The sequence below is a fragment of the Brevibacterium sp. 'Marine' genome, assembly GCF_012844365.1.
Lineage (GTDB): Bacteria > Actinomycetota > Actinomycetes > Actinomycetales > Brevibacteriaceae > Brevibacterium.
The window spans coordinates 1,248,899-1,275,859 of sequence record NZ_CP051626.1 but is presented as its reverse complement, the minus strand read 5'-3'; the positions used below and the strand labels follow the sequence as shown (position 1 = coordinate 1,275,859).

Below are 26,961 nucleotides of genomic sequence, written 5' to 3'. Positions count from 1 at the left end.
GGTCGACGCAATGTCTCGAACGTGTCGATGCTCACTCACCGACCGGTTCGTCGACCGGCGGCTGACCCACGAGGGGTCTGGGTTCGGGGAAGCGCATCCACGGCTCGATCTGCACCTGTTTGTCCGGTGTGACGGTGATGATCTGCACGTCGATGGGGCGCTTCGTCTCGTTGTCGACGCGGATGATGCTCAGTTCCGCGTTCATCTTCAGCGGTCCCGGTGTCAGTGCATTCGCCAGGGCGCCCCCGGTCGTCGAGCTGACGTAGCGAGTGCCCGAACCGAAGTTCTCCGGTCCGACCCGTCGGTGCCAGTGTCCGCTCAGAGCGTAGTCGGCGCAGCCCGAGCGCAGACTCGGTGCGCCGACGGCGGGGTCGTGGATGAGCATGATGTCGAAATCGGCCGCGCAGGCTCCGTCGCGCAGTCGCTGCGCATACTGGTCGGCGGTGAGGTCCGTCTCCAGCTGCGGACCGGACCCGAAGACGGTGCGACGCGGGTCGGCGGCGCCGAAGAAGGTCACCCCGGCCAGCTCCGCCGCGGAGTCCTCGAGCACCGCCCAGCCGCGGGTCTTCGCGTGCTCGGTCGTTTCCATGGAATCGTGGTTGCCCTTGACGATCATGCGCGGCAGCTTCTCCGGCAGTTCGTCGTCGAGGACGTCGAGGCAGTAGTTCTCTGCCGATGTGCCGGTCATGGAGATGTCCCCGCCGTCGATATAGGCATCGGCCCTGCTCATTCCCGCGACCGCACCGACGACGCGCGCCATTCCGATGTTGCAGTGGATATCGGATCCGTAGACGAACGTGGACACGCCCTTTCGGCCTTCGCCATCGCCGCTGTCGGCGGCGGGTGCGCCGACTCCGGCGGGCGGGACGAGCCCCCGATCGGACCAGTTGCCGGTGATCGGACGGGAGTTCCATTGCGCCCGCAGCGCCTCGAGAACGTCGTCGTAGAAGGCGTCGTTGTCCTCGGCGAAGTCCTGCACCGCGCCGAACGCCGTGTCGATGATCCCGCCGAGGCGGCCGGTGACCTGGGATCCGGCCAGTGGCGTGTCCGCGAATGCCGGATCGGCGACGATCGGCTTCGGACGGTTGAGCACGGCGATCCCCAGCCCGGTGAGGACGAGCACGAGCACCAGGCCGATGCCGAGGAGTTCCTTGCCGGCGAAGGCGCGGATGACGATATCGGCTCGGGCGGGTCCGAGGAAGAGGGCAAGGCCGACGAGTCCGCCGGTGATGAGGCAGACGGCCAGAGCCCATCGGGTGAGGATCTCCTGGCTGAGACCGCCGATGACCTGGTCGATCTGCGCCTGCGGGGCCGAGAACAGCGAAGCATAGGAGGCGATGTCACCGCCGAGGGCGTCGACGGTTCCCCCGCCGGGGTCGGCTACCGCTTCGGGGTCGGCTGCCGGCCGCTCTTCGTCGTCCGAGTCGCCGGACACGGGGATCTCCCCGACGTCGACATGGAGTCCCAGACCGAGGGGGATGACATCCTCGGCGGGCACGAGCAGTCTGCCCAGGGGGCCGAAGTCGACGGTGAGCCGGGAGTCAGCGGTGACCCGGTACTGCGCCTCATGCGGGCCGAAGGTGAGATCGGCTCGAGAGGTGAACAGCGCCCAGGGCAGAGTCACGAGTGCGACTGCCGCGAGGGTGATGACGAGTGCGGTGATTCTCCGACGTGATGACACGACCACCAGTCTAAGGACGCTGCCCGTCGTCGATGGAGCAGCCGATGAAGGTCGGTTCGGGTTCGAGGGTGATGCCGAACGCGTCCTCGACGCCGGCGACGATCGTCGCCGCGAGATCGATCACATCGGCCGTGCTCGCGTGTCCCCGGTTCGTCAGAGCCAAGGTGTGCTTGGTCGACAGCGTCGCCCGCCCTTCACCGAGGCTGTAGCCCTTGGAGAAGCCGGCGTGCTCGATCAGCCAGGCCGCCGAGGTCTTCGTCTTCCCCTCGATCTTCGCCCCGCTGAGCGGGTCGGTCACCGGGTAGCGAGGAGCCTCGGCCGGCAGGATCTCGGGGTTGTCGACGATGGGGTTGGTGAAGAACGACCCGGCAGACCATGAATCATGGTCGTCCGTGTCGAGGACCATGCCCTTCGACCGGCGCAGCTCGATGACGTTCTCGCGCACGTGGGCGGCCGGGACGCGGGTGCCGATCTCGACGTCGAGTGTCGATGCGAGCTGAGCGTAGCGCACCGGCAGCGACTCGTCGCTGCGCTGGAGGTCGAAGGTCACCGAGAGCACGACGAACTGCGGCGTCCCGGCCGCGATCTGGGCGCGTTTGAGCGCCGAGGTGCGGTAGCCGAATTCGAGTTCGCCGGCGGTGAGGTGGCGGATCTGACCGGCGACTCGGTCGAAGACCTCGACGGAGGAGATGAGCTCGCCGACCTCCGTGCCGTAGGCACCGACGTTCTGGATCGGAGTCGCGCCGACCGATCCGGGGATCCCGGACAGTGCTTCGAGTCCGGACAGCCCCAGGCCGAGAGTGTGGGCGACGAAGGCATCCCAGTCCTCCCCTGCCTCGGCGGTGACCCGGGTGTCGGTCGGCGAGGTCTCGGTCGTCTCCACTCCGGTGGTCCGGACCACGCAGACCGCACCGTCGAACCCGGCATCGGCGATGAGGAGATTCGATCCGCCGCCGATGAAGAGGACTTGCACCTTCTCCTCACCGCTGAGGCCGAGCGGGTGGGCGGTACAGAAGTCGAGCAGTTCGTCTCGGGTGTTCGCGACAGTGACCTGCGGGGCCGGCCCGCCGAGGCGGAAGGTGGTGAAGCCGGAGAGTACCTGCGGGTGGGATTCGGTCACGCCGAGATCCGAACCTGGGTGCGGCTGAGGACATCGGCACCACCGGACTTCACGGTGATGTCGATGCGGGCGGTGCCGACGGCGGGGTCGACGGCCCCGACCGTGGCGGTGAGCTTCAGCGACGTCGTGGGGCTCGCCGGTGATCCGGAATCGGCGTCGGGGACGACGACGGGCGCGGAGAAGCGGGTCCGGTAGTCGACGATCGCACCGGGGTCGCCGAGCCATTCGGCCACCGGGGCGATGACCGCCGCCATCGAGAGCATTCCGTGGGCGATGACATCGTCGAGACCGACCTCGCGGGCAAAGCGTTCGTTCCAGTGGATCGGGTTGTGATCGCCCGAGGCCGCGGCATAGTCGACCAGGGAGGCACGGGAGAGCGGGATCTCGGATTCCACGACGGTGTCTCCGATGGTCAGCGTGGAGAAGTCGATGGGGCTCATTCTCCGTCTCCTCTCACGACGATGGTCGAGGTCACGGTGACGACGGGCTGCTCCGCGACATCGGTGATCTCGGTGCGGGTGGTGATCATGGCGTTGCTGCCCGCGGCCCGGACTCCGTCGACATGGGTGACGGCCGCCAGGACGTCGCCGGCGACGATGGGACGGGTGAAGGAGAACTGCTCGGAGCCGTGGACGACCTTCGAGAAGTCGATACCCGAATCGGGGTCGGAGATGTAGGCGGCTTCCGATTTCTGCGCGATGATCACGGCGAAGGTGGTCGGGGCGACGACATCGCGGTAACCCAGTGCGGTCGCCGCTTCGGTGTCGAAATGGTAGTCGGCCTTCGCTCCGGTGGCGAGCGCGAACTCCGCGATCGCCTCCCTGGAGACCTCGTAGGGCTGCGGCAGGGAGAACGTGGCCCCCTGCTTCTCCGTATTCACCGGCATATGCGCTCTCTCTTCTGCTGGGGTCGGTATCGACACCAGCCTAAAGCACGGCCTCCGGATGAGGTTCACCGGCGAAGAATTGATCGCGCGTTCGTATCCGGTTCACACAATTCCTGCACCATCGGGCTCATGGCTTCGAAACTGGTATATGTTGTCCACATCACATTTGGTAAGGAGTAGTGCGATGACGAACGAATCCCCCAGCGCAGACCTGACGAGCCCCGAGGCGCAGACACCGCAACCCGGTGTGCGAGTCAAAGACGCTGTCGCGGTCCCCTCACCGCAGGCTCCGGGTCCCGACGCCCCCGCCGCCGGTGCGCCGGCAACCGCTGCGCCGGCAGCTGCGACAGCCGCTTCGGGACCGGCCGCTGCCGATGACGCCCCACCGCAGGTCGAGGTGGCCGTGGCCACCGACGCCGCTTACGCCGGCAAGGAAGCCGACAGGGTCCAGCTGCGTCGACCGCTGCGCAACGTCTCCGAGGTCCGGCACTTCTTCCGCACGAATCAGACCCCGATCTTCTTCGTCGGAGCCACTCCGTTCAACCTGCTCGGTCTCGACCGGTGGGTGCGCAATTTCTCGTACATCACCTACTACGACGGCTGGGACGGCGGGCATCCGCGCGTGTTCTCCCCGCGTTACAAGCCCTATGTCGAGTTCGAATCGGGTGAGGCGATCAACAACTGGCTGCTGCTCAACGCCGAGGTGCGTGCTCATATGACGCGCAACATCCCCCATGGTGAGCGGGTGAAGGTCGCGATGGTCTTCTTCGACGAGGAGACGGAGCGGATCTGCCGAGAGCTCGGCTACGATCTCATCCTGCCGTCGGCCGCTCTGCGCAATCAGCTCGATTCGAAGATCGAGACGACGAAGCTCGGCAATGAGGCCGGTGCGTTCTCCGTGCCGAACGTGCTGACCACCGCTGACACCTATGACGAGCTCAATGAGCGGGCCGCCGAGGCGGGGCTGGGCACGGATCTCGTCGTGCAGACCCCCTACGGCGATTCCGGGAAGACGACGTTCTTCATCTCCGATGCCTCCGGTTGGGAGACGCACAAGGACGACATCATCGGCGAGCAGCTGAAGGTGATGAAGCGGATCAACAACACTCCGGTCGCCGTCGAGGCGGTCATCACCTCCAGCGGTGTCGTCGTCGGCCCGTACCTGACCGAGCTGGCGGGCTTCGCCGAACTCACCCCGTACAAAGGCGGCTGGTGCGGCAACGAGATGAAGCCCGATGTCCTCAACGCAGAGCAGCGGGCGCAGACCCGTGAGCTCGTGCGCAAGATGGGCGAAGGTCTGCGCAAACGCGGCTACCGCGGGTTCTTCGAAGTCGATGTCCTCGTCGATCTCGACAACGACGACTGCTACCTGGGTGAGCTCAATCCGCGCATCTCCGGGGCCTCGGCGATCACGAACGTCACGGCAGGCGCCTATGCCGATGTGCCGCTGTTCCTGTTCCATCTGCTCGAATACCTCGATGTCGAGTTCGACCTCGACGTCACCGAGATCAATGAGCGCTGGGAGGAGCTCTCCGGAGCCGATGAGTGGAGCCAGATGATCATCAAGGAGACGGCTCCGATCACCGAGTACATCACGCATTCCCCGCTGACGGGTCAGTACTATCTCGACCAGTACGGGACGCTGACGTACAAACGTGCCGCGCTCGACTGGCACCCGCTGCAGAACGGCAGCGAGGTGTTCTTCCTGCGCATCTTCGGGGCCGGAGACTACCGCTGGAAAGGTGCGGACCTCGGAGTCCTGGTGACGAAGAATCCCCTGCAGACGAATGTCGGCGGACCCGATGCGCTGAGCATCCGGGCCAAGCACTTCATCGACTCGATCCGCGCGATGTATGCCGGAGTCCCGGTCGTCGCCGACGATCCGTCGCCGGCCCTCGGCGGGCCGGGAGCCAAGGGCGACTGAGCCCACACATCCACGGTGGACAGAGCCGCCTCGGTGGTAACCTCAACACGAACCGAGGCGGCTCCCAGCTGCCGTCCGCGGACACATTCCGCGCACGAACCGAGGCGAGAATCAGAGGTGCAGAGTGATCGAACCGTCACCGGAGCAGACCGCGGCCACTCCCCCGGCGGACCAGACCGTGACCCCATCGGCACCCGCCGACCCGGCGGCCGGAATCGACCGGGACAACTGGCAGGATCCCGACAACGTCCGCTGGTCCTTCCAGAACGTCGCTCGGGTGCTTCCCACGACGCCGATCTCCCGGGGCGCCGGACCGGTGGCGGAACTGCCCGCGGCCCCGCGGGACCTCGGCGAGGTCGAAGTTCCCGCAACCGAGTATTCGGAGGCGCGCAGTGTCCGCAGCGTCATCGAATCCACCGATACCGATGCCTGGATGCTCATGCACAACGGGACCGTGCTCACCGAGGAGTACTTCGGGGACATGACCCCGTCGACCGAGCATCTGCTCATGTCGGTGTCGAAGTCGCTCGTCGGCACCGTCGCAGGTGTCCTCGCCGGTTCCGGTGACCTCGACCCGAACCGCCTCGTCACCGACTATGTGCCCGAACTCGCCGAGTCCGGCTATGCCGGCGCGACCGTTCGCCATGTCCTCGACATGCGTTCGGGCATCCGCTTCTCCGAGAACTACCTCGACCCGAAATCCGAGGTCAGACAGGTCGAGGAGCAGATCGGCTGGGCCGAAGCGAAGCGGAAGAACCCCGGCATCGGCATGTACGAGTTCCTCACCACGCTGGAGGCGAAGTCCGAGCACGGCGGAGTCTTCGAGTACCGGTCGTGCGAGACCGATGTGCTCGGATGGGTGTGCGAGAAGATCGCCGGCGAACGCATGCAGTCCCTGATGTCACGGGTGCTGTGGTCGCGGATCGGCGCCGAACATGACGCGATCATCGCCACCGACCAGTACGGGGTGGGGATGTTCGACGGCGGCATCAACACGAGTCTGCGTGATCTCGCCCGATTCGGCTACGTCTACATCAACCGCGGCCAGTCGCTGACCGGACAGCAGGTGGCTCCGACGACGTGGATCGGCGATACGCTGACCACTTCCGAGGATGTGCGTCAGGCGTTCGCCGATGGGCCCGGAGACAATCGGATGCCGGGCGGGGCGTATCACAACCAGTTCTGGTTCCCGTTCCCCGACTCCCATGCCTTCCTGGCGCTGGGCATCCACGGGCAGATGATCTACATGAATCCGGGCGCCAACGTCCTCGGCGTCAAGCTCTCGAGCTGGGGGCTGCCGCAGGATGCGACGAAGATGTTCCCGACGATCCGCGCGTTCGAGGCTCTCGCGAGGGCCGTCAACTCCCCCACCGCTGAGTAGCCGGGAGCCGGCGGGCCGCCGTCACGCACCGTCACCCGCGACCTGCACCGTTGCACTCGCTTCGCACCGGCGGCGTCATCTCCTACAGGTGCTCGATCATCGCGGCTCGTTCCTCGCATAACCTCCCGTTGCAGCAGGTGTGTGTGCGGGGAATCGTGAGGGATGCTCACGTCGCTGCCAGAGTCGGGGTCGTCCCCCGGTGCGAATGTGCCCGAATCGCTACAGGTGTCGCCGGATCCGCACACCGAACCGGGGGTTCTCGACAACCGACCGTGGCAGAATCGTGGTGTATCGACAACGCTTGTGATCGCCGAAGCGCGAAGGAGAAACACGATGACCCCGACTCGCCGGACCACCTGGATGCCCCGCCTGCTGACAGCGGCCGCTGGAGCCGCTCTCGCCCTGTCCCTGACCGCATGTGGGGGTTCCGGAGGGGACGAACCCGCAGAGGACCAGAAATCCGAAGCGGCGCAGACCGACGAGGGAGGATTCGGCGGCGGCGCCGTCGAATCGGAAGCGGCCGAAGCGTCCGAATCCGAACCCGCCGAGGCGGAACCCACCGACACGAAGTCGACCGATCCGTTCGCCGATGCCGCGAAGACGACGAACTGGGCCAGCGACGACGGCATGAAGATCGACAAGAAGGGCAACGGTGTCGTGCCCGCCGCATCCATCGAAGCCGACCTCATCGACCTGTTCGAGAACAAGCTCGAATTGACGGTCAAAGAAGCCAAGTGCGACTCGGATATGGACCTCCGCGAGTGGTACGGCTTCAAATCGTGCCAGGTCACCGTCAAAGACAAAGACGCCTACAAGGGTCGGAAGAAGTATTTCGGCACCGTCAAGATCGTCGATCACAAGGACCAGATGGTCAAGTACGAGCTCATGTTCCCCGGCATCGACAAGGACGACTTCGACTTCAAGGACTGATCGCCGAGGCGCCCCCGCTCCCCTCACCGCCCGGTCGCCGAGTTCTCGTCAGCGCTTACTTCGTCGCCCGTGCGGCTGTCGTCCGTACGGGCGATGAAGCGTCTCCGCGGATGTCCGGACGAACCGGTGATGACATAGCTGCCGGCCGCCTCGGCGGGCTCCGGATTCGGTGCGTCGAGGGCGTCGCGGATGATCCGCCGCGGATCGTATTGTCTCGGATCGAGCGCCTGCCAGTCTTCAGCGCCCACGGATTCGGCGGCTCGTTTCCGCGCGGCCTCGGCCTGGGCACGGAGCAGGCGAACCATTTCGCCGAGTTTCTCAGCGTAGTGGGGCAGCCGGCTCGGGCCGAGGATGATCGCGGCGATGATGCCGACGAGGACGATCTTCTCGAAGCTCAGGCCGAACATGTCCGGCTCCTTTCCGTGGGCGCGGTCTGCGCTCGTCCGGTCTCCAGCTCATCTGCAGTCGGTGCCTCGAGGTTCGAGCGGTACCCGCGGGTCCGGTCGTGGAGCCATGCGATGGCGAGCGCTGCGAGGAAGAGCAGGACCATCGGGGCGGCGACGAAGAACATGGACAGCACATCGGCGGCGGGGGTGACCAGGGCGGCGAAGACGACGATTCCGACGATGCTGACCCGCCAGGCCTTCGCGATCGAACGGGCAGGGAGCAGTCCGATGAAGTTGAGGACGACGAGGAAGACCGGAAGGACGAAGGCGATGCCGGTGGCGATGACGATCTTGAAGACGAAGTCGAAGTAGTAGGACGCCTGAAGGATGGTGCTGTCCTCGCTCGAGGCGAATGAGGTGAGCACCTCGACCATCCGCGGGAAGACGTAGAGGCCGGTGAGGCAGCCGACGACGAAGAGAGGAAGTGCGGCGCCGAGGAAGCCGAACGTGTACTTCTTCTCCTTCGCGGTCAGCCCCGGGGTGAGGAATCCGAAGATCTCCCCCAGCCACACCGGGCTGGAGAGGATGATTCCGGAGTACACGGCGATGCGCAGCTGCAGGTCGAAGGCCCCGGTGACGCTGTCGTAGTTGAGCGAAGCGCTGCGAGATGCGGCGAGGTCGGTGATCGGAGCGCGGAGGACGTCCATGACGAAGTCCGACGTGAAATAGCCGACGACCGTGCCGACGAGCAGTGCCACCGCCGCGCGCACCGCCCGTGTCCGCGCCTCCCGCAGGTGCGCGGACAACGGCATCTTCGCCGCGGCGGCGGTGCTCATGATCGCGGCCGCGTCTGATCGGCTGGGCCGGCCTCGGCGGTGGAGTCGTCCCTCGCCGAGGCGGGCGCAGGGGTGGGATCGGTGACGATCGGGTCGGTCACCGCTTCGTATCGCGGCGCAGCCGCCGCCTCACCCGACCGGGTGTTGGCCGATTCGTCCTTGAGGATGCGCACGGACTGTCCGAGGCTCTTGGCGAGCGCGGGCAGCTTGGCCGCGCCGAAGACGAGGATGATGATGGCCAGGATGACGAGGGCGTGCCAGCCCGTGAGATTGTGCAGCATGATGATGAGCCTTTCTCTGAGTTGTCAGGGATTTTCGGGGGCGCCTTCGGGAGGGGTTCCTCCCTGGCCTCCGCCTCCCGGGGCACCGCCGCCGGTCGGTTCGGTGTCGGTGTCGACGGGGACGTCGAGTGTGGCGGTGTAGCCGGAGTCGGTGTCACCGCTGATCGTGGCGATCTGGTGCTCGCCTCCGTCGTCGCCGAAGACGTTGTCGTCGTCGAGGCTGACAGCCGAGAGGTTCTTCACCGATCCGTCATAGGCGTCGAGTTCGTAGACGGCATTGCAGGCGTCTTCGGGCAGGGCCATCTGCGAAGTGGCGATGGCATTCTCGGCATCGGTGATGGAGTCGACGTCCGGGTAGACCTCGAAGTGGATGTGCGGCCACCTGCCGGAATAGCAGGCAGGGAAGATCGAGGTGAAGGTGACCTCGCCGTTCTCATCGGCGACCTGGACGCCGCGCAGCCAGGTGGCGTCCTCGACACCCTCGGAATACATCGAGTAGCGACCCTGAGCATCACAGTGCCACGCGTAGACGGCGGCACCCTCGAACGGGGCATTGTCACCGGCCATATCGGTGACTGTGAGGGAGAAGGTCAGAGGCACCCCGTCGACGGTGTCGGACCCGTCGATGTTCGAACGGATGTCCGAGCGCACGATTCCCGAGTCTTCGAGGATGTCCGGACCGTTCGTTCCGTCCGCCGGGTACGGGCCGGCCGTCTCGTCGGGGATCTCGGTGACCGATCCGCTGCCGCTCGAGGCCGAGCTCGTCGAGCCGGAGGCCTCGGAGGTGCAGGCGGCCAAGGCCATTGTGCCGACCCCGGCGCCGACGAGCCCGAGGACTCCACGTCGGCTGAAGAGAGTGCGGATGTCGAACGAGGCGCCCTGGTCGACGACCTCCTCCTCAGGTCGGTCGAGGAGCCGTCCTTCGTAGGCGGGTCCGTTGGGGGTCTGGTCCGGTTCGGGTACGCGAGCCATGAGCTGTCCTTCCTTCGATGATGTGATGACACCATCGTGGACATCGGCTCTGGCGCGGGACTGTGGCGTTCCTGGGCGGCGACTGTGGAAGCTCAGACCGGCTGTGTTCCATCCCACCAGTCGAGGACCCGTTGGGCCTGCAGAGTCACCCATCTCGAGGGTTCGCCGACCGGGGCGTCGACGTGGAACCAGACCTCGCCTGCCAGGCGGTGTTCCTGGTCCCAACGGCCGTCGTCACTCCTGCGGGAGCGGATCGACTCCACGGCTTCGGTCATGCGCGGGTCCGCCTCGGCGCCGTCGATGCTCGTCGCTTCCCGGAAGTAGTCGAGTGCGGGCAGAATCCCGTAGAACCACCGTCTCGGATGGAACAGCGCGAGGGCACGACCGTCGAAGGGTTCACCCGTGCTGCGCCTGCGGAACAGGTCCCTCGACAGCAGGTATTCCTCTCCCCTGGCCCGCGCCTCGGCAACTCGTCCTGTGTCACCCGTGGTCCTCTGGTAATCGAGGAGTGCCACCAGCGCATTGAGTGTGGAGTGGTAGGACGCGACCGTCGACCCCTCGACCCATTCGCAGTTCCACCCTCCGTCTTCGAGCTGGTGGTCGATGAACCAATCGACGAGGCCGTCGACATCGGCACCCAACCACAGGCCGTTCGACAGGGTCCACGAGTTGATGCAGACGTCGACTTCGCCGTCCCAATACGGCAGGTTCTCGTATTCCCAGCGTACGGATTCGAGCTTCTCGGCCGTGCCCTCCAGCGCCGAGGCGGCCATCCCCCACTCGCGCAGATCCTTCAGTGCCCACGTGGTCGCCGTCCATGGCTGTGATCCCTCATCATCGAAGGCGAAGTCGGAGGGGAAGAAGGCCCCGCCGGCCCATTGCCCGTCCGGATCCTGCTGGGACAGCAGCTCGGCGCCGAAGCCTTCGCGTTCCACTCGTGCGCGGGTCGACTGCCAGATCGCGTCATCGGCACCGAGCAGGTCGCGTTCGACCTGCCAGCGCAGGGCCGGGTCCGAGTCGAGCAGCCAGTCGGACAGTTCTGTGCTGATCATCGTCGATCTCCCACGTCGGTCGAACAGTCTCTTCGAGACTAGACCCCGAAGCGTGCGAAGACCATACCCCCGGCTCGCACTCCGCTCAGCTGCGCAGTGTCCGTTCCCACGCCAGGGTTGCCAGCGCTGCGGCCTGGTCCGGGAGATGGGCATCATCGAACTGGACTTCCGGCGAATGATTCGTCGCAGCCGTCTCCGGATCGATGCCTTCAGGCGTGACGAAGAAGAACACGAAGGTGCCGGGCACCTGTTCGAGCACGAAGGAGAAGTCCTCGGACCCCATGAGCGGGTCCGGCACCTGCACCACTCGGTCGGCGCCGAAACGATCGGTCAGAGCTCGCATGGCGAAGTCGGCTTCGCCGCTGTCGTTGACCGTGACGGGGTACTGCTCCGTCCACACCACCTCGGCCGTACACCCGTGAGCGGCAGCGATCGATTCCGCGAGCCGTGTGGCGCGTTCGGGGAACCTTCGCGTCGTCTCGTGGGAGAGTGTGCGCACGGAGGCTCCGAGCTTCGCCGAGGCTGGGATGACGTTGACGGCCTCGCCTGCTTCCAGCTGCGTGACCTGGGCGACGATGGGATCGAAGACGCTGAATGAACCGGTGACCATCGAGTGAATCGCCTGTCCGAGTTCCAGAACCGGACGGACCGGGTCGACGGCGTCTTCCGGCCGAGAGCTGTGACCGCCGCTGCCGTGCATCGTCACGTGCAGCGTATTCGCCCCGGCCATGATCGTGCCCGGTTTGGTCACGAACGTTCCCGGCACCCCCGGAGCCACGTGGATCGCGTAAGCCGCATCGGGCTTGTGTCCGATGGCGTCGTACATCCCTTCTTCGAGCATGATCTTCGCCCCGCCCAGGCCCTCTTCGCCCGGCTGGAACATGAAGGCCACGGTGCCGCGGAGGTTCGCACGGTGGGCACAGAGAAGACGGGCTGCCCCGACGAGACCGGCCACATGGAGATCATGTCCACAGGCGTGCATGTTCCCGTTGGTCGAGGCGAATTCCAAACCGGTCGCCTCGACGACGGGCAGGGCATCCATGTCTCCCCGCAGCAGCACCGTGGGCCCAGGCAGCTCTCCACGGAGAACTGCGACGATCGAGCTCAGCTCTCGACCGAGGGTGATCTCGAGCGGCAGGCCGTCCAACGCGTCGAGGATTCGCTGTTGGGTCTCCGGCAGGTCGAGGCCGACTTCGGGGTTCCGATGGAGGTCGCGACGCACCTCGCGCAGGTCGTCGGCGAGGACTCGGGCTTCGCTGGAAAAATCGAGTGTCACGATGGGCTGTCCTTCTGAGGTCGGGGCGGGAAAGGGGTGGAGAGTCGGCACGGGTCAGTATGAGATCTGAGCCCTCGCCGGCGGGTCGGGGAACCACGCCTCACGGTCCTTGACGAGGGCACCGCCCTGGAGGACCGCTTTGACGTTGTCCGGGTCTGCCAGCGGCGTGATATCGGCGATGGGATCGAAGTCGACGACGATGATGTCGGCGAGTCTGCCCGATCGGAGTGTGCCGATGTCTGCATCGAGGCGGAGGAGTTCGGCGGCATTGCGGGTGCCGGCCACGATGGCCTCCATCGGGCTCAGACCGAGTTCGACTGCATGGACCGGTTCCCGGAGATTCTGACCGTGCGGGCACACTCCTGCGTCCGTGCCGAGAGCCGTCCGCACACCGGCGTCGAGCGCTGCCGCCACACGTTCGCGTGCGATCGCCGACCACTTCACCTTCTTCTCATAGAGATAGGCGGGAACATCCCTGGGATCGGGCACACGCAGCGCGCTGGAGAGCGTGGGAACGAGGAACGTCCCGTGTTCGAGCATGAGATCGATGCCCTCATCGTCGATCCCATAACCGTGTTCGACCGATGCGGCACCACCGCGAACGGCAGCTTTGATCCCCTCGGTGCCTTGTGCGTGGGCGGCGACCGGCTGGCGCGAGCGCTTCGCAGTCTCGGCGACGATGAGACGCACATGCTCCTCGGGGACGCCGATGTCGTCCGGGGTGTCGGTGGGACTCGACACTCCGCCGGTCGTGCAGACCTTGATGACGTCGGCACCGCCGCGGATGAGGAGCCTCACCATGCGCTTGACGTCGTCGTCGGTGTCGATGATCGGGTCCATCGGCAGACCCATCGGGACCGGACGTCCGTTGGGCAGAGTGAAATCGGTATGACCGCCGGTCGGAGAGAGGGGGACGACGGCGATGTGCATCCGCGGTCCGCGGATGAGATCGGCTTCGACGGCATCTCTGACTCCACGGTCGATTCCGCCGAGGTCGCGGACCGTCGTCACACCGGCCATCAGGGTCTGATTCGCTCGCACCCCCATCCGGAACACGCGCTCGGACTCGAATCGCGCCGCCTCGGCGGGTTGGTCTTCGACGGCCAGCCCCAAGTGGACGTGCGCATCGATGAACCCCGGCAGAATGGTCTTGCCCGTCAGATCGACGACGGTGGCGTCCGGAACACCGTCCGTGGGTTCGGCACGTCGGCGGGCCGGGCCCGCATAGACGATGCGGGCTCCGTCCACCTCGATCTCGGAATCGAGGACGACCTCGCCCCCGGTCCCATCGATGAGTCTGGCACCGCGGAGGATGAGTCGGCCGACGCCTTCAGGCGTGGTGGGAAGGTAGGCAGACGCCCTGCTTGACTCGCTGTCATCATGGCCGGTGGCGTGCTTCACACGGCAAGACTGGCACGGGCGGAGCGAATCGCGCAATATCGGAGCTGGGAATTCCCGAATACAGAAACTCCCCCACCGGACTCGTCGTCGCGATGAGGGAGTTGAACGGTAGCGGGAGGGGGACTCGATCCCCCGACCTCACGATTATGAGTCGTGCGCTCTAACCAGCTGAGCTACCCCGCCCCAGCGCCGCATTCGAGGCGGCACGAGAGCCCCGAAAGGGAATCGAACCCTTGACCTTCTCCTTACCATGGAGATGCTCTGCCGACTGAGCTATCGGGGCAACAGGTACGAATTTACACGGGTTCGCGCTGCCAGGGCAAATCGGGGCGAAGTGACGTCACTCACACGCGATCGGTGCCGTCTCGGTTCATTCCGCAGACGGCGCAGAGTCACCCTCACCGCCGGAGGAGACCCCTACTGCACCGGGTCGAAGCGCCCCGCCAGGAAGCCCTGCAGACGACCGGGATGATTGGTGATGATCCCGTCGACCTCGGCGGTGAGGAGCTCCCGCCACTCGTTCATCTCGTCAGCGGTCCAGACGAAGACGCCGAGGTCGTTGTCCATGATCTCGGTGACCACCGATCTGCGCATCGTGAATCCCTTGTACGAAGGATTGATCGCCACCGCTCCGAGTTCCCGAGCGATCTCGATGTCCTCGGGCTTGGGAACCATGCGCAGCAGGAAGCGAGCCACCATCGGCAGCATATCCCGACAGGTCTCAAGCGTTTCGATATTGAACGATTGGACGATCATGCGGTCGGCGATGCCGGTCTCGACGACGAGTTCGGCGATCCGCGCCACCGCACCGGAGGACCACTCCCCCTTGAGTTCGAGCAGGAGTTCGCCGCCTCGGTGCTGGATGTCGCGCATCACGGCGGCCAAGGTGGGGATCCGCACTCCGTGGAATCCGGGGCCCATCCATGATCCCGCGTCGACGAACGACAGCTCCTCGGCGGTCAGGCCGGCCACGGGGCCCTTGCGGTTGGTGGTCCGGTCCAGATCCGCATCGTGCAGGATCACGGGAACCCCGTCGGCGCTCGTCGAAGTATCGACCTCGATGAAGTCGACGCCGAGGGCTCGCGCGGCATCGACCGCGGCCAAACTGTTCTCGGGCACGACCGCCGAATACCCTCGATGCGCGATCACCAGCGGCCGGCGCCCCGCGCCGGGACGTTCAACGATGCCTCGCTCGTGGAGGAACTGCAGAAAACTCATGCCTTCAGCCTATGCCCTGCCCTCGATGGCCGTCGCCCCGCTGCAACGGTCAAGTCCCGGCTATCAGGAAATCTCGCCGAAACCTCCGAGCGCGGCCCGCGACGTAGTATCTTGTGAGCTGGTTCACTCAATGACTGTAAGGATCGTCCATGGAAGCCATCTTCGCTGCCGCAATCGTCCTCGCCTTCATCGCTCTCGGCGAGCTGGTCTCGATCTGGTCGAAAGCGCGGATCCCCAGTCTGCTGGTCGCGATGCTCGGCATCTTCGTCTTCGCCAAGATCGGCATCGTTCCGGAGTCGATCGTCGACGATTCGATGCTCGTCCAGATCTACACGATCCTCGTCGCTCCGCTGCTGTTCCATATGGGCACGCTCATCCCGCTGCGGGTGATGGCCAAGCAGTGGCGTTCGGTGATCATCGCCGTCTCGGGCATGCTCGTCGCCGTCCTCCTCATCCTCGCAGTCGTCGCCCCGATCTTCGGCTTCGACACCTTCGTCGCCGGTTCCGGACCGCTGGCCGGCGGCATCGTCGCCACCAGCCTGACGACCGAGGGGCTCACGGCTCAGGGGGCCGCCTCGGCGATCATCGTCCTCCCCGCGCTCGTGCTCATGCTCCAATCCCTGCCGTCGATGCCGCTGACGAACTTCCTGCTCCGCCGCTATGCGACGAAGCTGCGCGACAGCGGCGAACTCCACGAGCTCGCCGCCGCCCATCACGAGGAGGAAGAGGAGGCCGCGCAGAAGAAGAAGCTCGTGACCCTGCCGTCCTTCCTCGTCGACAATCAGCTGTTCATGCTCTTCCTCATCCTCGTCGGCGGATCGATCGCAACGCTGCTGGCCGTGCCCACGCACATCCCGTCCTCGATCCTCGCCCTCCTGCTCGGCATCGCCGCGGCCGCGATCGGTCTCTCACCCGACAAAGCCATGGAGCGGTCGAACTCCTTCGGCGTCGCCATGGCCGGCGTCATCGCGATCGTCATGGCCCCGCTGGTCTCCGCGTCCGTGCAGGACGTCATCAACGCGTTCCTGCCGACGATCACCATCCTCGTCGTCGGCGGTGCCGGCATCGTCATCGGCGGCTTCGTCGCTACGAAGCTGCTGCGCTGGAAGGCCCCGCTGGGCATGTCGGTGGCGCTGACAGCGATGTACGGCTTCCCGGCCGACTATCTGCTCACCAATGAGGTCGCCCGGTCCATCGCCCGCGACGACGATGAGAAGGAAGCGCTGCTCAATGTCATGCTTCCGCCCATGCTCGTCGGAGGCTTCACCTCGGTGTCGGCCGGCTCCGTCGTCATCGCCAGCGTGCTCGTCAGCCTGCTCTGACCACTCTGCCGACTGCCAGGGCTCTCGCCCCGACGACGCTGACTCCCCACCGGAAAGGCCACCATGCACGATCTGCTCGCCGATGGCCGGGCTCTGCTCCCGACGCTGCAGGAGCTGCGACGTTCCCTGCACACGTTCCCAGAGGTCGGTCTCGACCTGCCCCGCACGCAGGCGGCGGTCCTCGATGCCCTGTCCGGGCTCGATCTCGAGGTGACCACGGGTGTGGGCACCACCTCGGTGGTGGCCGTCCTGCGCGGATCGCACCCGAACAGGCCGGCCGCCGCTCCAGCGGTGCTGCTGCGCGGAGACATGGACGCTCTCCCGGTGACCGAGGAGACGGATGAGCCGTTCGCCTCGACGAACGGACATATGCACGCCTGCGGACACGACCTGCACACGGCTGGTCTCGTCGGAGCCGCGCGACTGCTCCACGCGCATCGCGACCGGTTGGCCGGGGACGTCGTCTTCATGTTCCAGCCCGGAGAGGAAGGCTGCAACGGAGCGTCGGTGATGATCGACGAAGGTGTGCTCGACGCCTCCGGCACGAGGGCGATCGCCGCGTTCGGAGCGCATGTGTTCCCGGGCCCGCGCGGCGTGGCCGCCACCCGGCCGGGAACTCTGCAGGCGGGGTCGAACACCCTGCGGGTGACCATTCACGGTCGCGGCGGTCACGGTTCCCAACCGCAGACCGCGGTCGATCCGGTGCCGGCCCTGGCCGAACTCGTCACGGCGCTGCAGAACATGGTCAGCCGCCGCATCGACGTCTTCGACCCGATCGCGATGTCCGTGACCCAGCTGCACGCCTCGGACGCGATCAACGTCATCCCCGCCTCGGCTACCATGGGCGCGACCGTGCGTACGCTGTCCGACGAATCACTCGACATCGTCCGTACCCGGTCGAAGCAGCTGGCCGACGGCATCGCCGCGGCCCACGGATGCACTGCGGAGGTCGACTTCGCCGTCCAATATCCGGTCACGGTCAACGACACCGACGAGACCGCATGGGCGATGGACGAACTCCGCGGCTTCCTCGGCGAGGACCGGGTGCAGCTCCTCGAGCAGCCGATCATGCCGAGCGAGGACTTCTCGTTCGTCCTCCGCGAAGTCCCGGGCACGTACCTCATGTTCGGGGCCGAACGCACGGACGTTCCCGCGGAACGACAGGGAAACAACCACTCCCCCTTCGTCATCTTCGACGATTCGGTGCTCGGCGATCAGGCGGCGCTCCTGGCCCACCTGGCGGTCGAACGCCTGGCGAAGGAGACGCACACGGTCTAGCCGCAAGCGTGCGCGGCGGCTTGCACGGCGGCGTGCGCGGCGGAGTCCAGCTGGTGTGGCTGCCGATGCCCGATCCCGCATCAGCGACGGAAACGATGCCACCATCGCCGAGGTGAACCCACCGACTCCGGATCGACGGGCTGATCCCCCGGTTCCGCCTCGGGATCCCCGGGTTCCGCCTCGGTGACGGAGTCGTTCTTCTTCGCATTCCGACGCCGCCGCCATGCGGCGACCTCCTTCTCCACGTCGCGGGGCGGAGTGAACACGGGCGGGCCCTCGCGCAGATCCATGACGGCCTCGCGGACTCGGGCGTTGAAGCCGGCGAGGTAGTCTCGGACGTCAGATTCTTCGGTGAAGGCGTCGACGGTGTCCTCGAGGACGGCGTTCTCCTTGCGCAGCTGGAAGGCGGCCGGAGCGACACCGTTGATGCCTTCGGAATCCATCTTCTGCTTGATCCACCAATCGGGATCGGATGAGCCGTGCAGACCGGTCAGCGGTTTGCCGAGGCCCGGCAGATCGTCGAAGTCACCGCGCTTGATGGCTCGGTCGAGAGCGGATTCGACGACGGCGTTGCGTTCCTCGAGCGAATTCAAACGCCGAGGCGGCTGCGCATCGTCCGTGTCATCGCTCATCGGTTCGGCCCTCCTCGACGGAGCTTTTCCGCTTTGTCCTCACACGGTAGGCGTCGGTCGGGCGACTGGGCAAGGGAACGGGTGGAAAATGAGAGAAGCTCCGTGACCCCTCGGTCACGGAGCTTCTCCGTTCTGCGTGGCAGATATAGGATTCGAACCTATGAAGGCAATGCCGGCTGATTTACAGTCAGCTCCCTTTGGCCGCTCGGGCAATCTGCCGCAGTCAGCGCTCGATGAGCACCTGAAAAGAATACAAGGCCCGGACCCGAATCACCAACTCGGTAGACGCAGATCACAATTCGGGGCCTCGACTAGACTCGGGGGCACCAGCCTCGCCCGTTTCAGGCGGGCACCACCGATTGCAGACAAAGGAGCATTCATGGCCAGCGAATCCTCATTCGACATCGTCAGCAAGGTCGACCGTCAGGAAGCCGACAACGCGCTCAATCAGGCGGCGAAGGAGATCAACTCCCGCTACGACTTCCGCGGCACCGATGCGTCGATCGCCTGGAGCGGGGAAGCCGTGCAGATGAAGGCCAACAGCGAGGACCGGGTCAAGGCCATCCTCGACGTCTTCCAGTCGAAGCTGGTCAAGCGCGGAATCTCACTGAAGTCCCTCGAGGACGGTGAGCCGTACCCCTCCGGCAAGGAGCACCGCATCGACGCGTCCCTCAAGGAGGGCATCGACAAGGACAATGCGAAGAAGATCTCGAAGATCATCCGCGACGAGGGCCCCAAGGGCGTCAAAGCGCAGATCCAGGGCGATGAGCTGCGCGTGAGCTCGAAGAAGCGCGACGATCTGCAGGACGTCATCGCCCTGCTCAAGGGACAGGACCTCGACGTCGACCTGCAATTCACCAACTACCGCTGAGCCGGTGTCGCTCGGGGAGACCTACCCCGAGCGCCTCCGACGCGAGCTGCACTCCCCCGAGATCGGAGCCTGAGCGCAGCTCGCGTTTGTGGTCAGTGCGCCGAGGAGATGCCGCAGAATTCGCAGATCCACCTCGGCGAATCGGACCACAAACGGAGACTCCGCAAACACGACCGCATACCCCATTAACACGCTGACTGCCTGACTGTGACGGACTGTGTCCCCATCTGACCGAACCATACGTTCCTTGACCCGCACGTGACGGGCTGTGACGCCGATCATCGGCTCGGCCCCCGCGCATCCGCCGCCGCTGTGAAGATGGCGGCATGTCCACCACACTCATCACGCCGCGGATCTCCGCCTCGGCACCGGCTTCTGCGATCGAACCGCACCCGGAGGCTCGGCACCGTCTGCGCCGAGCGCTGTCCTTCGAGGTCATCCCACCCAGGTCCGAAAAGCAGGCCGCACGGCTGCCCGAACTGCTGCGATTCCTCGACTCGCTGAGCCCCGATTACCTTGCCGTGACCTCCTCAGCAAATAGCGGCTGGCTGCAGGGCACTGCGGACTTCATCGCCGACATCACCGCCACCACCTCCCTTCGACCCTTGGCGCATCTTGCCTGCACGGCCGGCACCGAGGCGCAGCTGCTGCCCTGGATCGACCACCTCCTCGGCGTCGGGGTGCGAGGATTTCTCGCCATCCGCGGGGACTTCCCCGCCGGAGAATCGAGCCTGCCGCCCGGGCACCTGCCCCACGCCGATGCCCTTGTGCAGCTGCTGCGCACCGTCGAGACCGACAACGTCGCCCGGCTGGCCGCCGGACGCCTCGGCATCGGCGTCGCCGCCTATCCTTCCGGGCACCCCGAGTCCACAGGGCCGGAAGAAGACCTCGACGTGCTGGCCGCCAAACAGCGCAACGGTGCCGACTTCGCGATCACGCAGCTCTTCTTCGACCCGCACGCCTACGCCAGGCTGCGCCGTCGCGCCGAGCATGCCGGCATCACCATTCCGATCATCCCCGGCATCCTGCCGATCACCGACATCAAACGACTGCACACGATGGGACGCCTCTCCGGACTCCCCGTCCCCGACCACCTCATCGCCCGCTTCGATCACGCCGGAGATGCCGCCGCCGCTCGACGCATCGGGCTCGAGATCACCGCCGAACACACGGCCGCGATCCTCGACCAGGGGGCCGACGGCCTCCACTTCTACACCTTCAACGACCAGAACACGACCGAAGACCTGCTCACCGCACTCGAACAGAAAGGAATCTCAGTGAGCTCATTCCCACCCCAACCCCCGCCTCGGCGCTGGCCGCCATCAACCGATCTTGAATCAACGACAGCGAAGGAGAACCACGCATGACCGCCCCATTCCCGACCGCCACGATCACCGGCTATCCGCGCATCGGTCCCCGACGCGAGCAGAAGAAGGCCCTCGAATCGTATTGGGCCGGACGCATCGACGCCGCTGAGTACGCCCAGGCCGTGCACACTCTGCGCATCGACACCTACCACCGACTGCGCGAGCTCGGGCTCACCGAGGACTATGCGATCCCCGTGTCCTACAGTCACTACGACCACCTCCTCGACACTGCGCTGAGCGTCGGCCTCATCCCCTCCGAGACCACGGGCACCGACTTCGACCTCGACGAATACTTCGCCCTCGCCCGCGGCACCGCGCAGCGTTCCCCGCTCGAGATGACGAAGTGGTTCGACACCAACTACCACTACCTCGTGCCCGAACTCGAGGACTCGACGAACTTCAAGGCCCACCCGCAGCACCTGCTCTCCCTCGTCTCAGAGGCCCGGGCAGCCGGCCACCTCGTCCGCCCCGTCCTGGTCGGACCGGTCACCCTGCTGACCCTGGCGAAGACCGCACCCGGTACCACTGCCTCGCCGCTGGATCGGCTCGAAGAGCTCACCGCGGTCTACCTCGACGTCATCTCCATCCTCGCCGCCGCCGGCGTCGACTGGGTCCAGCTCGACGAACCGGCGCTCGTCACCGACGACCCCGGGTTCACCGATGAGCAGCTCGCCGAGGCGGCCGGGCGCGCCTATGCCACCCTGTCCGGGGCGGGCACCCACCCGAAGATCTTCGTCACCGCACCCTACGGATCACTGAGGTCCGGGCTCTCGACGCTGGCGACCTCGGGCGTCGACGCCCTCGGCGTCGATATCTCCGCCGCCACCCGCGCCCACGACCCCACCTACCTCGACCGTGTGGCCGCCGAGGTGCCCGAGCCGACCCACCTCGTCGCCGGCATCGTCGACGGACGCACTGTGTGGGCCGCTGACCTGCGAGAGAGCCTCGATGCGCTCACTGGTCTGGGACGAAAGTCGCTGAGCGTGTCCACGTCGACTTCCCTGCTCCACGTCCCCTACACAGTGGCCAACGAATCCGCGCTCCCGGTCGACGTCGCCTCGTGGCTGTCCTTCGCCGAGGAGAAGGTCACCGAGGTCGAAGCCCTGGCCACGGCCCTTTCCTCCGGACCCGAGGCGCGCGCCGCGGCGTTCAACCGCTCCGACCGTGCCCGTCGCACCCGGGCCGAATCCTCCCGAGTGCACAACGCCGAGGTGGCCGCCCGCACCGCAGCCGTGGCCGGTGACAGCGGCTTCCGCACCGACTATGCGACGAGACGGCGGGCTCAGTCGGCCCTCGAGGTCCCGTCCCTGCCGACGACGACGATCGGGTCGTTCCCGCAGACGGCCGAGGTTCGTCGGGCCCGCGCCGATCACCGAGCGTCTCGGATCGACGATGCCGCATACGAGCAGGCGATGAAGGCGGAGATCGATCGGGTGGTGACCCTGCAGGAGGACCTCGGACTCGACATCATCGTCCACGGCGAACCCGAACGCAATGACATGGTCCAGTACTTCGCGGAGAACCTCGACGGCTTCGCGACCACGGACAACGGTTGGGTCCAGTCCTACGGTTCACGCTGCACCCGGCCGCCGATCCTCTTCGGCGACGTCTCTCGCCCCGCGCCGATCACCGTCGAGTGGTCGAGCTACGCCGCGACGCGGACCCAGCAGCTCGTCAAGGGCATGCTCACCGGTCCGGTGACGATCCTCGCGTGGTCATTCGTCCGCGATGACGTCCCACTGGCCGAATCGGCCGACCAGATCGCACTGGCGCTCTCGGACGAGGTCGCCGACCTCGAGGCGGCCGACATCGGCATCATCCAGGTCGATGAGCCGGCCCTGCGAGAGCTTCTGCCGCTGCGGGAGGCCGACCGTCAGGCCTATCTCGACTGGTCGGTGCGTTCCTTCCGGCTCGTCACTTCTCGCGTCGCTCCTGGCACGCAGATCCACACCCATCTGTGCTATTCGGAGTTCGGTGAGATCATCGAGGCGATCAACGCCCTCGACGCGGATGTCACGAGCATCGAAGCGGCTCGGTCACGAATGGAGGTTCTCAACGACATCGCCGACTTCGACTTCGTGCGCGGCATCGGGCCGGGCGTCTACGACATCCATTCGCCGCGGGTGCCCTCGGTGCCCGAACTCACCGAGCTCATCGATGCGGCACTGGCGAAGGTCCCGGCTGAGCGGCTGTGGATCAATCCGGACTGCGGTCTCAAGACCCGCAGCTATTCCGAGGTCCGCGCCTCACTGGCCAATCTCGTCGCCGCCCGTGATGAGGTTCGTGCCAGGAAGGCACACACGGTGGCGGTCTGATCCGGCCGGGCGGGAGGGCGTGCCTCGGTTCCGTGCCACAGGGCGCGCCGCCCGTCCGACGCCGCCTTCAGCCTCGGGGCAGCTCGAGGGGAATGTAGTACAGGCCCTTCGAGTCCTCTTCCGCACTGACCCGCAGCCGATCGTCGACGGCGATGTAGTCGTTGACCTTGATGGTCCCCTTCGTCTCGCTGAGCTTGCGTACGGCGAAGGCCGGGATGAGACCTTGACGGCCCGAACCGTCGACGGCCAGGGCGTATTTGGGTCCGGTGGCACGCACCCGGACGTCGATGGCGCTTTCCTGTTCGCGCAGCGCCACCGGATCGAGTTCGTGTTCGGGGTCGGTCAGTGCGGTGAGCTCGACGGCCAGCGTGTCGGCCATGTCATCGACCGTGGCGAGCATGTTCGCCATGGCGCGAGCGAATTCGCCGTGCAGCTTGCTCGGCTTCATCGCCGCACCCGGCTTGTACATGTCTTCATGGGTCAGTTCGCTCCAGGCGTCCTGGAGGCGGGTCTTGACCTGAATTTCGGCGAACACCGGCTGCCCCTGGTCCGAGGGGATACGGAGGATGACGTGGCAGGCTCGGTAGCCGCTGGCCTTCGGAGGGTCCGTATAGTCCCGCGACTCGATGAGTTCGAAGGAGCCGAGTTGGTCGGGGTCGCGCAGGGCCGCGAACATCATCTTCTGGTCGCGTGGGGATTTGCACAGAACCTTGATGCCGACGATGTCGCGGATCTGATCCTCGACGTCGTCGGTGTCACGGATGTCGAGCTGCGGATCCTCATCGAACTTCTCTGTCAGCTTGGCCAGGGTCCGCGCGGCGTCCTTGATCCGATGCCCGTCGACGTCGAGGCGTGAGATGTCCTTGTCCTTGAGTAGGCCCTTCTGCTGTTCGGTCAGCCAATGCTTGATCCGCACAGCCGCCGTCTGCCAGGCGTCGAGGCGTTCGACGTAGGCTCGTTCGACGATCGTTCTCAGCCGCGAATCGTCGCTCACGGTGCCTCCCTGCCGGTTGACGGCGCGCAGACTGGTGCGCAACGGACGTCTCCGACTCTACGCGCCGGAACCATCCCACACCGGCAGCGACTCGTCACCCCGTTGCACCGGGTGGAATCGGTACGAACGGTGACCGATGTCGTTCGGAGTGTAGGCGTGCCGCGACCGGTGAGGGATACTTGAGCCCTGGGAGACGACACAATCGTGCGTGGTGCGCGATCGGCGCGAAATGCTCCGAACCTTCAGCTGCCGGCGGACGGCTGGCCGACGGATTCGGCAGTGACGTGGCCGCGCGCCTCGGCGAGCATCGCCTCACGGGTGGCGAGTTTGATCCGCTCACGTCCCACGGTCTCACCGGCCGCCTTCTCGGCGGCCTCGACGCGGTGGTAGCCCTCCCAATCGGCGAATTCGACGCCCTTGGATTCGAGAAGGTCGACGATGGCCGATTCGTCCGGGTACACGGGATCGGTGAGCACACCTGCGGCACGGTCGTCGAGGATGTGGCCGATGGTCTCGAGCGCATCGCCCTTGGTGTGGCCGATGAGCCCGACGGGTCCGCGCTTGATCCATCCGGTGGTGTACACGCCCTGAACGACATCGGCTTCGGCGGCCGTGGTCTGATCATCGGAGTCGACGACGCGCCCCTCATGGTTCGGGATCACGCGTTTGCGATCGTCGAAGGACAGCTGTGGCAGCTTTGTGCCCGCATATCCGACGGCACGGTAGACGGCGTCGATCTCCCAGTCGTGGAAGCTGCCGGTGCCGGTGGCACCGCCGGAGCCGTCGAGTTCCATGCGTTCGGTGCGCAGCCCCGTCACCGTGTCCTCGCCGAGGATGGCGACCGGTGCGTGCAGGAAGTGCAGGTGGAGACGCCGCTTCGCTCCGGTGGGTTCACGCATGGTGAAGTCCGTGAGCGTCTTGGCGACCTGCTTGGTCTGGTTGCTCGACTCGATCGCCTGCATCGACCCTTCGTCGAACTCGAAGTCCTCCGGGTAGACGATGAGGTCGACGTCCTTGACGGCGCCGAGTTCACGCAGCTCCAGCGGGGTGAATTTCGCCTGGGCCGGTCCGCGACGGCCGAAGATGTGGACATCGGTGACCTGCGAGGACTTCAGCCCCTCGTACACGTGATCGGGGATCTCTGTGGTGTGCATATCGTCGGCCTGCTTCGCGAGCACGCGGGCGACGTCGAGGGCGACGTTGCCGTTGCCGATGACGGCGACGCGCTGCGCATCCAGCGGCCAGGACTGCGGGACGTCGGGGTGCGAGTCGTACCAGTTGACGAAGTCCGCGGCACCGTAGGATCCGGGCAGATCGATGCCGGGCAGATCGAGTGCGGCGTCGACGAAGCAGCCGGTGGAGAAGACCACCGCGTCATAGCGGTCGGTGAGCTCTTCGAGGTGGAGGTCGACTCCGTATTCGACATTGGAGAACAGGCGGATATCGCCTCGGTCGAGGACCTTGATCAGGGCGTTGATGATGCCCTTGATCCGCGGGTGGTCGGGAGCGACTCCGTAGCGGACGAGTCCGAAGGGAGTCGGCAGGCGATCGAAGAGATCGATGCTCAGATCGAAGTCGCGCTCTGCCTTTGTCATGAGGTCGGCCGCGTAGATCCCAGCAGGACCGGCGCCGACGATGGCCACCCGGAAGGGACGAGTCATTCTCACACCTCTCTTTTCAGTCCCATCGAGTCTATCGTCAATGTAGGTCATCCTTACAATGACGTGACCAAACTCGCATTGTCCCCGGCAGAGCAGCAGACAGCGGGCATCCACACGCCGCAGTCTCACCGGCGGTCCCACCGTCTCCCCCGCAGCCTGTCCTCACTAGACTGAAGCCCGTGAGCCAGAACCCTGCCCCCGATGAGAGCGCAAGACGCCGTGCCGGACTGATCAACGGATTCTCCGCCTACCTGCTGTGGGGTGTGATGCCGCTGCTCTTCGCGGCCGCGGCACCCACCGGCGCACTTGAGCTCGTCTCCCACCGAGTCATCTGGTCGCTGGTCTTCTGCGCGATCCTCCTCATCTTCACCGGCGGTTTCCTGCGCACCTGGCGGATTCTGCGCTCACCGCGTCTCTTCGGCGTTCTGCTGCTGGCCTCGGTGCTCATCGCCATCAACTGGACGACGTTCATCTTCGGGGTCGAAACCAACCAACTCGTCGAGATCTCGCTCGGCTACTACCTCAACCCGCTCATCTCCATCGGCCTGGGCGTGATCTTCCTCGGCGAGAAGCTGCGGCGCCTGCAGTGGACTGCGGTGGGCTTCGGTCTGCTCGCGGTCATCATCGTCGGCATCGGCCTCGGCCGCGTCCCGTACCTCGCGTTCACCGTCGCCCTGTCCTTCGGCCTCTACGGACTGGTGAAGAACAAGGTCGGCAGCCGAGTCGGCGCGCTCGAAGGCATGGCCGTCGAAAGCCTCGTCCTCGCCGTGCCCTCGGCGATCTACCTCATCGTTCTCGGCTCGCTGGGGCTGCAGACGTTCAGCGGGTTCGGCGGTTGGCACGTCTTCGTCATCATCATCACCGGCCCGGCCACCGCGATCCCGCTCATCCTCTTCAGCGCCGCCGCCCGCCGCATCCCCCTGTCCTGGGTGGGCATGCTCCAATACCTCACCCCGACCATCCAATTCACCCTCGGCGTCACTGTGCTCGGAGAGATGATGTCGACGACTCGTTGGATCGGCTTCTTCGTCATCTGGATCGCCGTGATCCTGCTGTGCACGGACATGATCCGCCACAGCCGACGCCCCTCTATTACTACCTGACGGCGGCTGAGCAACCTCGCGCGAGGTTGCTCAGCCGCCGTCAGGTAGTAATTGGGGCGGGCCCCAGAATTACC

General features: G+C 65.9%; 24 protein-coding genes and 3 tRNA genes. 9 read left to right on the top strand and 18 right to left on the bottom strand.

Annotated features, from left to right (window positions below):
- Positions 1-31: 31 nt before the first annotated feature.
- Genes HF684_RS05585 through HF684_RS05570 form a run of 4 tightly spaced genes read right to left on the bottom strand, consistent with a single transcriptional unit; the run spans position 32 to position 3,687 of the window.
- The gene (locus tag HF684_RS05585) at positions 32-1,681 is read right to left on the bottom strand and encodes a metallophosphoesterase (protein ID WP_248279129.1); all 1,650 of its coding nucleotides are present in this window, start codon (positions 1,679-1,681) and stop codon (positions 32-34) included.
- 10 nt (positions 1,682-1,691) lie between these two features.
- Positions 1,692-2,801 (bottom strand): UDP-N-acetylmuramate dehydrogenase, encoded by a 1,110-nt coding sequence (locus tag HF684_RS05580; protein ID WP_169251704.1) that lies wholly within the window; start codon positions 2,799-2,801, stop codon positions 1,692-1,694.
- Positions 2,798-3,241 (bottom strand): MaoC/PaaZ C-terminal domain-containing protein, encoded by a 444-nt coding sequence (locus tag HF684_RS05575; RefSeq protein ID WP_169251703.1) that lies wholly within the window; start codon positions 3,239-3,241, stop codon positions 2,798-2,800. Before HF684_RS05575 ends, HF684_RS05580 begins: the two co-directional genes overlap by 4 nt.
- Complete coding sequence (locus HF684_RS05570; protein ID WP_169251702.1) at positions 3,238-3,687, bottom strand: MaoC family dehydratase N-terminal domain-containing protein; 450 nt, start codon at positions 3,685-3,687, stop codon at positions 3,238-3,240. Before HF684_RS05570 ends, HF684_RS05575 begins: the two co-directional genes overlap by 4 nt.
- Positions 3,688-3,871: 184 nt before the next feature.
- Between HF684_RS05570 and HF684_RS05565 the strand changes: the two genes are divergently transcribed.
- The 3 genes from HF684_RS05565 to HF684_RS05555 all read left to right on the top strand — a co-directional run bounded on the left by HF684_RS05565 (position 3,872) and on the right by HF684_RS05555 (position 7,922).
- Positions 3,872-5,611, top strand: coding sequence for a biotin carboxylase (locus tag HF684_RS05565; RefSeq protein WP_248279128.1), 1,740 nt, complete (start codon positions 3,872-3,874; stop codon positions 5,609-5,611).
- A 124-nt stretch (positions 5,612-5,735) separates the two neighbouring features.
- Positions 5,736-6,992 (top strand): serine hydrolase, encoded by a 1,257-nt coding sequence (locus HF684_RS05560; protein WP_248279127.1) that lies wholly within the window; start codon positions 5,736-5,738, stop codon positions 6,990-6,992.
- 333 nt (positions 6,993-7,325) lie between these two features.
- Positions 7,326-7,922, top strand: coding sequence for a hypothetical protein (locus HF684_RS05555; protein WP_169251701.1), 597 nt, complete (start codon positions 7,326-7,328; stop codon positions 7,920-7,922).
- A 23-nt stretch (positions 7,923-7,945) separates the two neighbouring features.
- On the opposite strand, the gene HF684_RS05550 is transcribed toward HF684_RS05555, so the two are convergent.
- The 10 genes from HF684_RS05550 to HF684_RS05505 all read right to left on the bottom strand — a co-directional run bounded on the left by HF684_RS05550 (position 7,946) and on the right by HF684_RS05505 (position 15,344).
- The gene (locus tag HF684_RS05550; protein WP_169251700.1) at positions 7,946-8,329 is read right to left on the bottom strand and encodes a twin-arginine translocase TatA/TatE family subunit; all 384 of its coding nucleotides are present in this window, start codon (positions 8,327-8,329) and stop codon (positions 7,946-7,948) included.
- On the bottom strand, positions 8,317-9,144 hold the full coding sequence (gene tatC / locus HF684_RS05545; protein ID WP_248279126.1) for a twin-arginine translocase subunit TatC: 828 nt from the start codon (positions 9,142-9,144) through the stop codon (positions 8,317-8,319). The genes HF684_RS05550 and tatC overlap by 13 nt, the downstream gene beginning before the upstream one ends.
- Positions 9,141-9,425, bottom strand: coding sequence for a twin-arginine translocase TatA/TatE family subunit (locus HF684_RS05540; RefSeq protein ID WP_169251699.1), 285 nt, complete (start codon positions 9,423-9,425; stop codon positions 9,141-9,143). The genes tatC and HF684_RS05540 overlap by 4 nt, the downstream gene beginning before the upstream one ends.
- Before the next feature lie 24 nt (positions 9,426-9,449).
- Positions 9,450-10,397, bottom strand: a complete 948-nt coding sequence (locus tag HF684_RS05535; protein ID WP_169251698.1) for an intradiol ring-cleavage dioxygenase — start codon at positions 10,395-10,397, stop codon at positions 9,450-9,452.
- 92 nt (positions 10,398-10,489) lie between these two features.
- Positions 10,490-11,449 carry a squalene cyclase gene (locus HF684_RS05530; RefSeq protein ID WP_169251697.1) on the bottom strand — a complete coding sequence of 320 codons (960 nt, stop codon included), beginning with the start codon at positions 11,447-11,449 and terminating at the stop codon, positions 10,490-10,492.
- 85 nt (positions 11,450-11,534) lie between these two features.
- Complete coding sequence (locus HF684_RS05525) at positions 11,535-12,725, bottom strand: M20 family metallopeptidase (RefSeq protein WP_169251696.1); 1,191 nt, start codon at positions 12,723-12,725, stop codon at positions 11,535-11,537.
- A gap of 54 nt (positions 12,726-12,779) precedes the next feature.
- Positions 12,780-14,126 (bottom strand): amidohydrolase family protein, encoded by a 1,347-nt coding sequence (locus HF684_RS05520; protein ID WP_211168073.1) that lies wholly within the window; start codon positions 14,124-14,126, stop codon positions 12,780-12,782.
- A gap of 109 nt (positions 14,127-14,235) precedes the next feature.
- A tRNA-Met gene (locus HF684_RS05515) sits at positions 14,236-14,309 on the bottom strand.
- Between the two features lie 27 nt (positions 14,310-14,336).
- Positions 14,337-14,409 (bottom strand) — tRNA-Thr (locus tag HF684_RS05510).
- A 134-nt stretch (positions 14,410-14,543) separates the two neighbouring features.
- A complete protein-coding gene (locus HF684_RS05505; protein WP_169251695.1) occupies positions 14,544-15,344 on the bottom strand; it encodes a glycerophosphodiester phosphodiesterase family protein in 801 nt (266 codons plus the stop codon).
- Positions 15,345-15,493: 149 nt separating this feature from the next.
- Here HF684_RS05505 and HF684_RS05500 point away from each other — a divergent pair, with 149 nt between their 5' ends.
- On the top strand, positions 15,494-16,666 hold the full coding sequence (locus tag HF684_RS05500) for a hypothetical protein (protein ID WP_169251694.1): 1,173 nt from the start codon (positions 15,494-15,496) through the stop codon (positions 16,664-16,666).
- A 63-nt stretch (positions 16,667-16,729) separates the two neighbouring features.
- A complete protein-coding gene (locus tag HF684_RS05495) occupies positions 16,730-17,944 on the top strand; it encodes a M20 family metallopeptidase (RefSeq protein ID WP_169251693.1) in 1,215 nt (404 codons plus the stop codon).
- Between the two features lie 80 nt (positions 17,945-18,024).
- Here the strand turns inward: HF684_RS05495 and HF684_RS05490 are convergent, their stop codons facing one another.
- The gene (locus HF684_RS05490; RefSeq protein ID WP_169251692.1) at positions 18,025-18,576 is read right to left on the bottom strand and encodes a DUF1992 domain-containing protein; all 552 of its coding nucleotides are present in this window, start codon (positions 18,574-18,576) and stop codon (positions 18,025-18,027) included.
- A gap of 137 nt (positions 18,577-18,713) precedes the next feature.
- Positions 18,714-18,795: transfer RNA gene (locus HF684_RS05485), tRNA-Tyr, on the bottom strand.
- Positions 18,796-18,955: 160 nt separating this feature from the next.
- On the opposite strand from HF684_RS05485, the gene HF684_RS05480 reads away from it, so the two are divergent.
- The 3 genes from HF684_RS05480 to metE all read left to right on the top strand — a co-directional run bounded on the left by HF684_RS05480 (position 18,956) and on the right by metE (position 23,129).
- Entirely contained in the window at positions 18,956-19,447 is a 492-nt protein-coding gene (locus HF684_RS05480; protein ID WP_169251691.1) for a YajQ family cyclic di-GMP-binding protein, read from the top strand.
- A 326-nt stretch (positions 19,448-19,773) separates the two neighbouring features.
- Complete coding sequence (locus HF684_RS05475; RefSeq protein ID WP_211168072.1) at positions 19,774-20,814, top strand: methylenetetrahydrofolate reductase; 1,041 nt, start codon at positions 19,774-19,776, stop codon at positions 20,812-20,814.
- A complete protein-coding gene (gene metE / locus HF684_RS05470) occupies positions 20,811-23,129 on the top strand; it encodes a 5-methyltetrahydropteroyltriglutamate--homocysteine S-methyltransferase (RefSeq protein WP_169251690.1) in 2,319 nt (772 codons plus the stop codon). Before HF684_RS05475 ends, metE begins: the two co-directional genes overlap by 4 nt.
- Positions 23,130-23,196: 67 nt before the next feature.
- On the opposite strand, the gene HF684_RS05465 is transcribed toward metE, so the two are convergent.
- Positions 23,197-24,123 carry a RelA/SpoT domain-containing protein gene (locus HF684_RS05465; RefSeq protein WP_169251689.1) on the bottom strand — a complete coding sequence of 309 codons (927 nt, stop codon included), beginning with the start codon at positions 24,121-24,123 and terminating at the stop codon, positions 23,197-23,199.
- A 242-nt stretch (positions 24,124-24,365) separates the two neighbouring features.
- Complete coding sequence (locus HF684_RS05460) at positions 24,366-25,784, bottom strand: FAD-dependent oxidoreductase (RefSeq protein WP_169251688.1); 1,419 nt, start codon at positions 25,782-25,784, stop codon at positions 24,366-24,368.
- Between the two features lie 179 nt (positions 25,785-25,963).
- Here HF684_RS05460 and rarD point away from each other — a divergent pair, with 179 nt between their 5' ends.
- Positions 25,964-26,887, top strand: coding sequence for an EamA family transporter RarD (rarD, locus tag HF684_RS05455; protein ID WP_169251687.1), 924 nt, complete (start codon positions 25,964-25,966; stop codon positions 26,885-26,887).
- The last annotated feature ends 74 nt before the right edge of the window (positions 26,888-26,961 follow it).

What these genes read in the sequence shown, in the direction of transcription:
- HF684_RS05570 (WP_169251702.1), bottom strand. Translation starts at nt 3,687, where the DNA reads ATGCCGGTGAATACGGAGAAGCAGGGGGCCACGTTCTCCCTGCCGCAG.
- HF684_RS05530 (WP_169251697.1), bottom strand. Translation starts at nt 11,449, where the DNA reads ATGATCAGCACAGAACTGTCCGACTGGCTGCTCGACTCGGACCCGGCC.
- HF684_RS05500 (WP_169251694.1), top strand. Translation starts at nt 15,494, where the DNA reads ATGGAAGCCATCTTCGCTGCCGCAATCGTCCTCGCCTTCATCGCTCTC.
- tatC (WP_248279126.1), bottom strand. Translation starts at nt 9,144, where the DNA reads ATGAGCACCGCCGCCGCGGCGAAGATGCCGTTGTCCGCGCACCTGCGG.
- HF684_RS05555 (WP_169251701.1), top strand. Translation starts at nt 7,326, where the DNA reads ATGACCCCGACTCGCCGGACCACCTGGATGCCCCGCCTGCTGACAGCG.
- HF684_RS05490 (WP_169251692.1), bottom strand. Translation starts at nt 18,576, where the DNA reads ATGAGCGATGACACGGACGATGCGCAGCCGCCTCGGCGTTTGAATTCG.
- HF684_RS05495 (WP_169251693.1), top strand. Translation starts at nt 16,730, where the DNA reads ATGCACGATCTGCTCGCCGATGGCCGGGCTCTGCTCCCGACGCTGCAG.
- HF684_RS05460 (WP_169251688.1), bottom strand. Translation starts at nt 25,784, where the DNA reads ATGACTCGTCCCTTCCGGGTGGCCATCGTCGGCGCCGGTCCTGCTGGG.
- HF684_RS05575 (WP_169251703.1), bottom strand. Translation starts at nt 3,241, where the DNA reads ATGAGCCCCATCGACTTCTCCACGCTGACCATCGGAGACACCGTCGTG.
- HF684_RS05475 (WP_211168072.1), top strand. Translation starts at nt 19,774, where the DNA reads ATGTCCACCACACTCATCACGCCGCGGATCTCCGCCTCGGCACCGGCT.
- HF684_RS05550 (WP_169251700.1), bottom strand. Translation starts at nt 8,329, where the DNA reads ATGTTCGGCCTGAGCTTCGAGAAGATCGTCCTCGTCGGCATCATCGCC.
- metE (WP_169251690.1), top strand. Translation starts at nt 20,811, where the DNA reads ATGACCGCCCCATTCCCGACCGCCACGATCACCGGCTATCCGCGCATC.
- HF684_RS05505 (WP_169251695.1), bottom strand. Translation starts at nt 15,344, where the DNA reads ATGAGTTTTCTGCAGTTCCTCCACGAGCGAGGCATCGTTGAACGTCCC.
- HF684_RS05535 (WP_169251698.1), bottom strand. Translation starts at nt 10,397, where the DNA reads ATGGCTCGCGTACCCGAACCGGACCAGACCCCCAACGGACCCGCCTAC.
- HF684_RS05480 (WP_169251691.1), top strand. Translation starts at nt 18,956, where the DNA reads ATGGCCAGCGAATCCTCATTCGACATCGTCAGCAAGGTCGACCGTCAG.
- HF684_RS05540 (WP_169251699.1), bottom strand. Translation starts at nt 9,425, where the DNA reads ATGCTGCACAATCTCACGGGCTGGCACGCCCTCGTCATCCTGGCCATC.
- HF684_RS05565 (WP_248279128.1), top strand. Translation starts at nt 3,872, where the DNA reads ATGACGAACGAATCCCCCAGCGCAGACCTGACGAGCCCCGAGGCGCAG.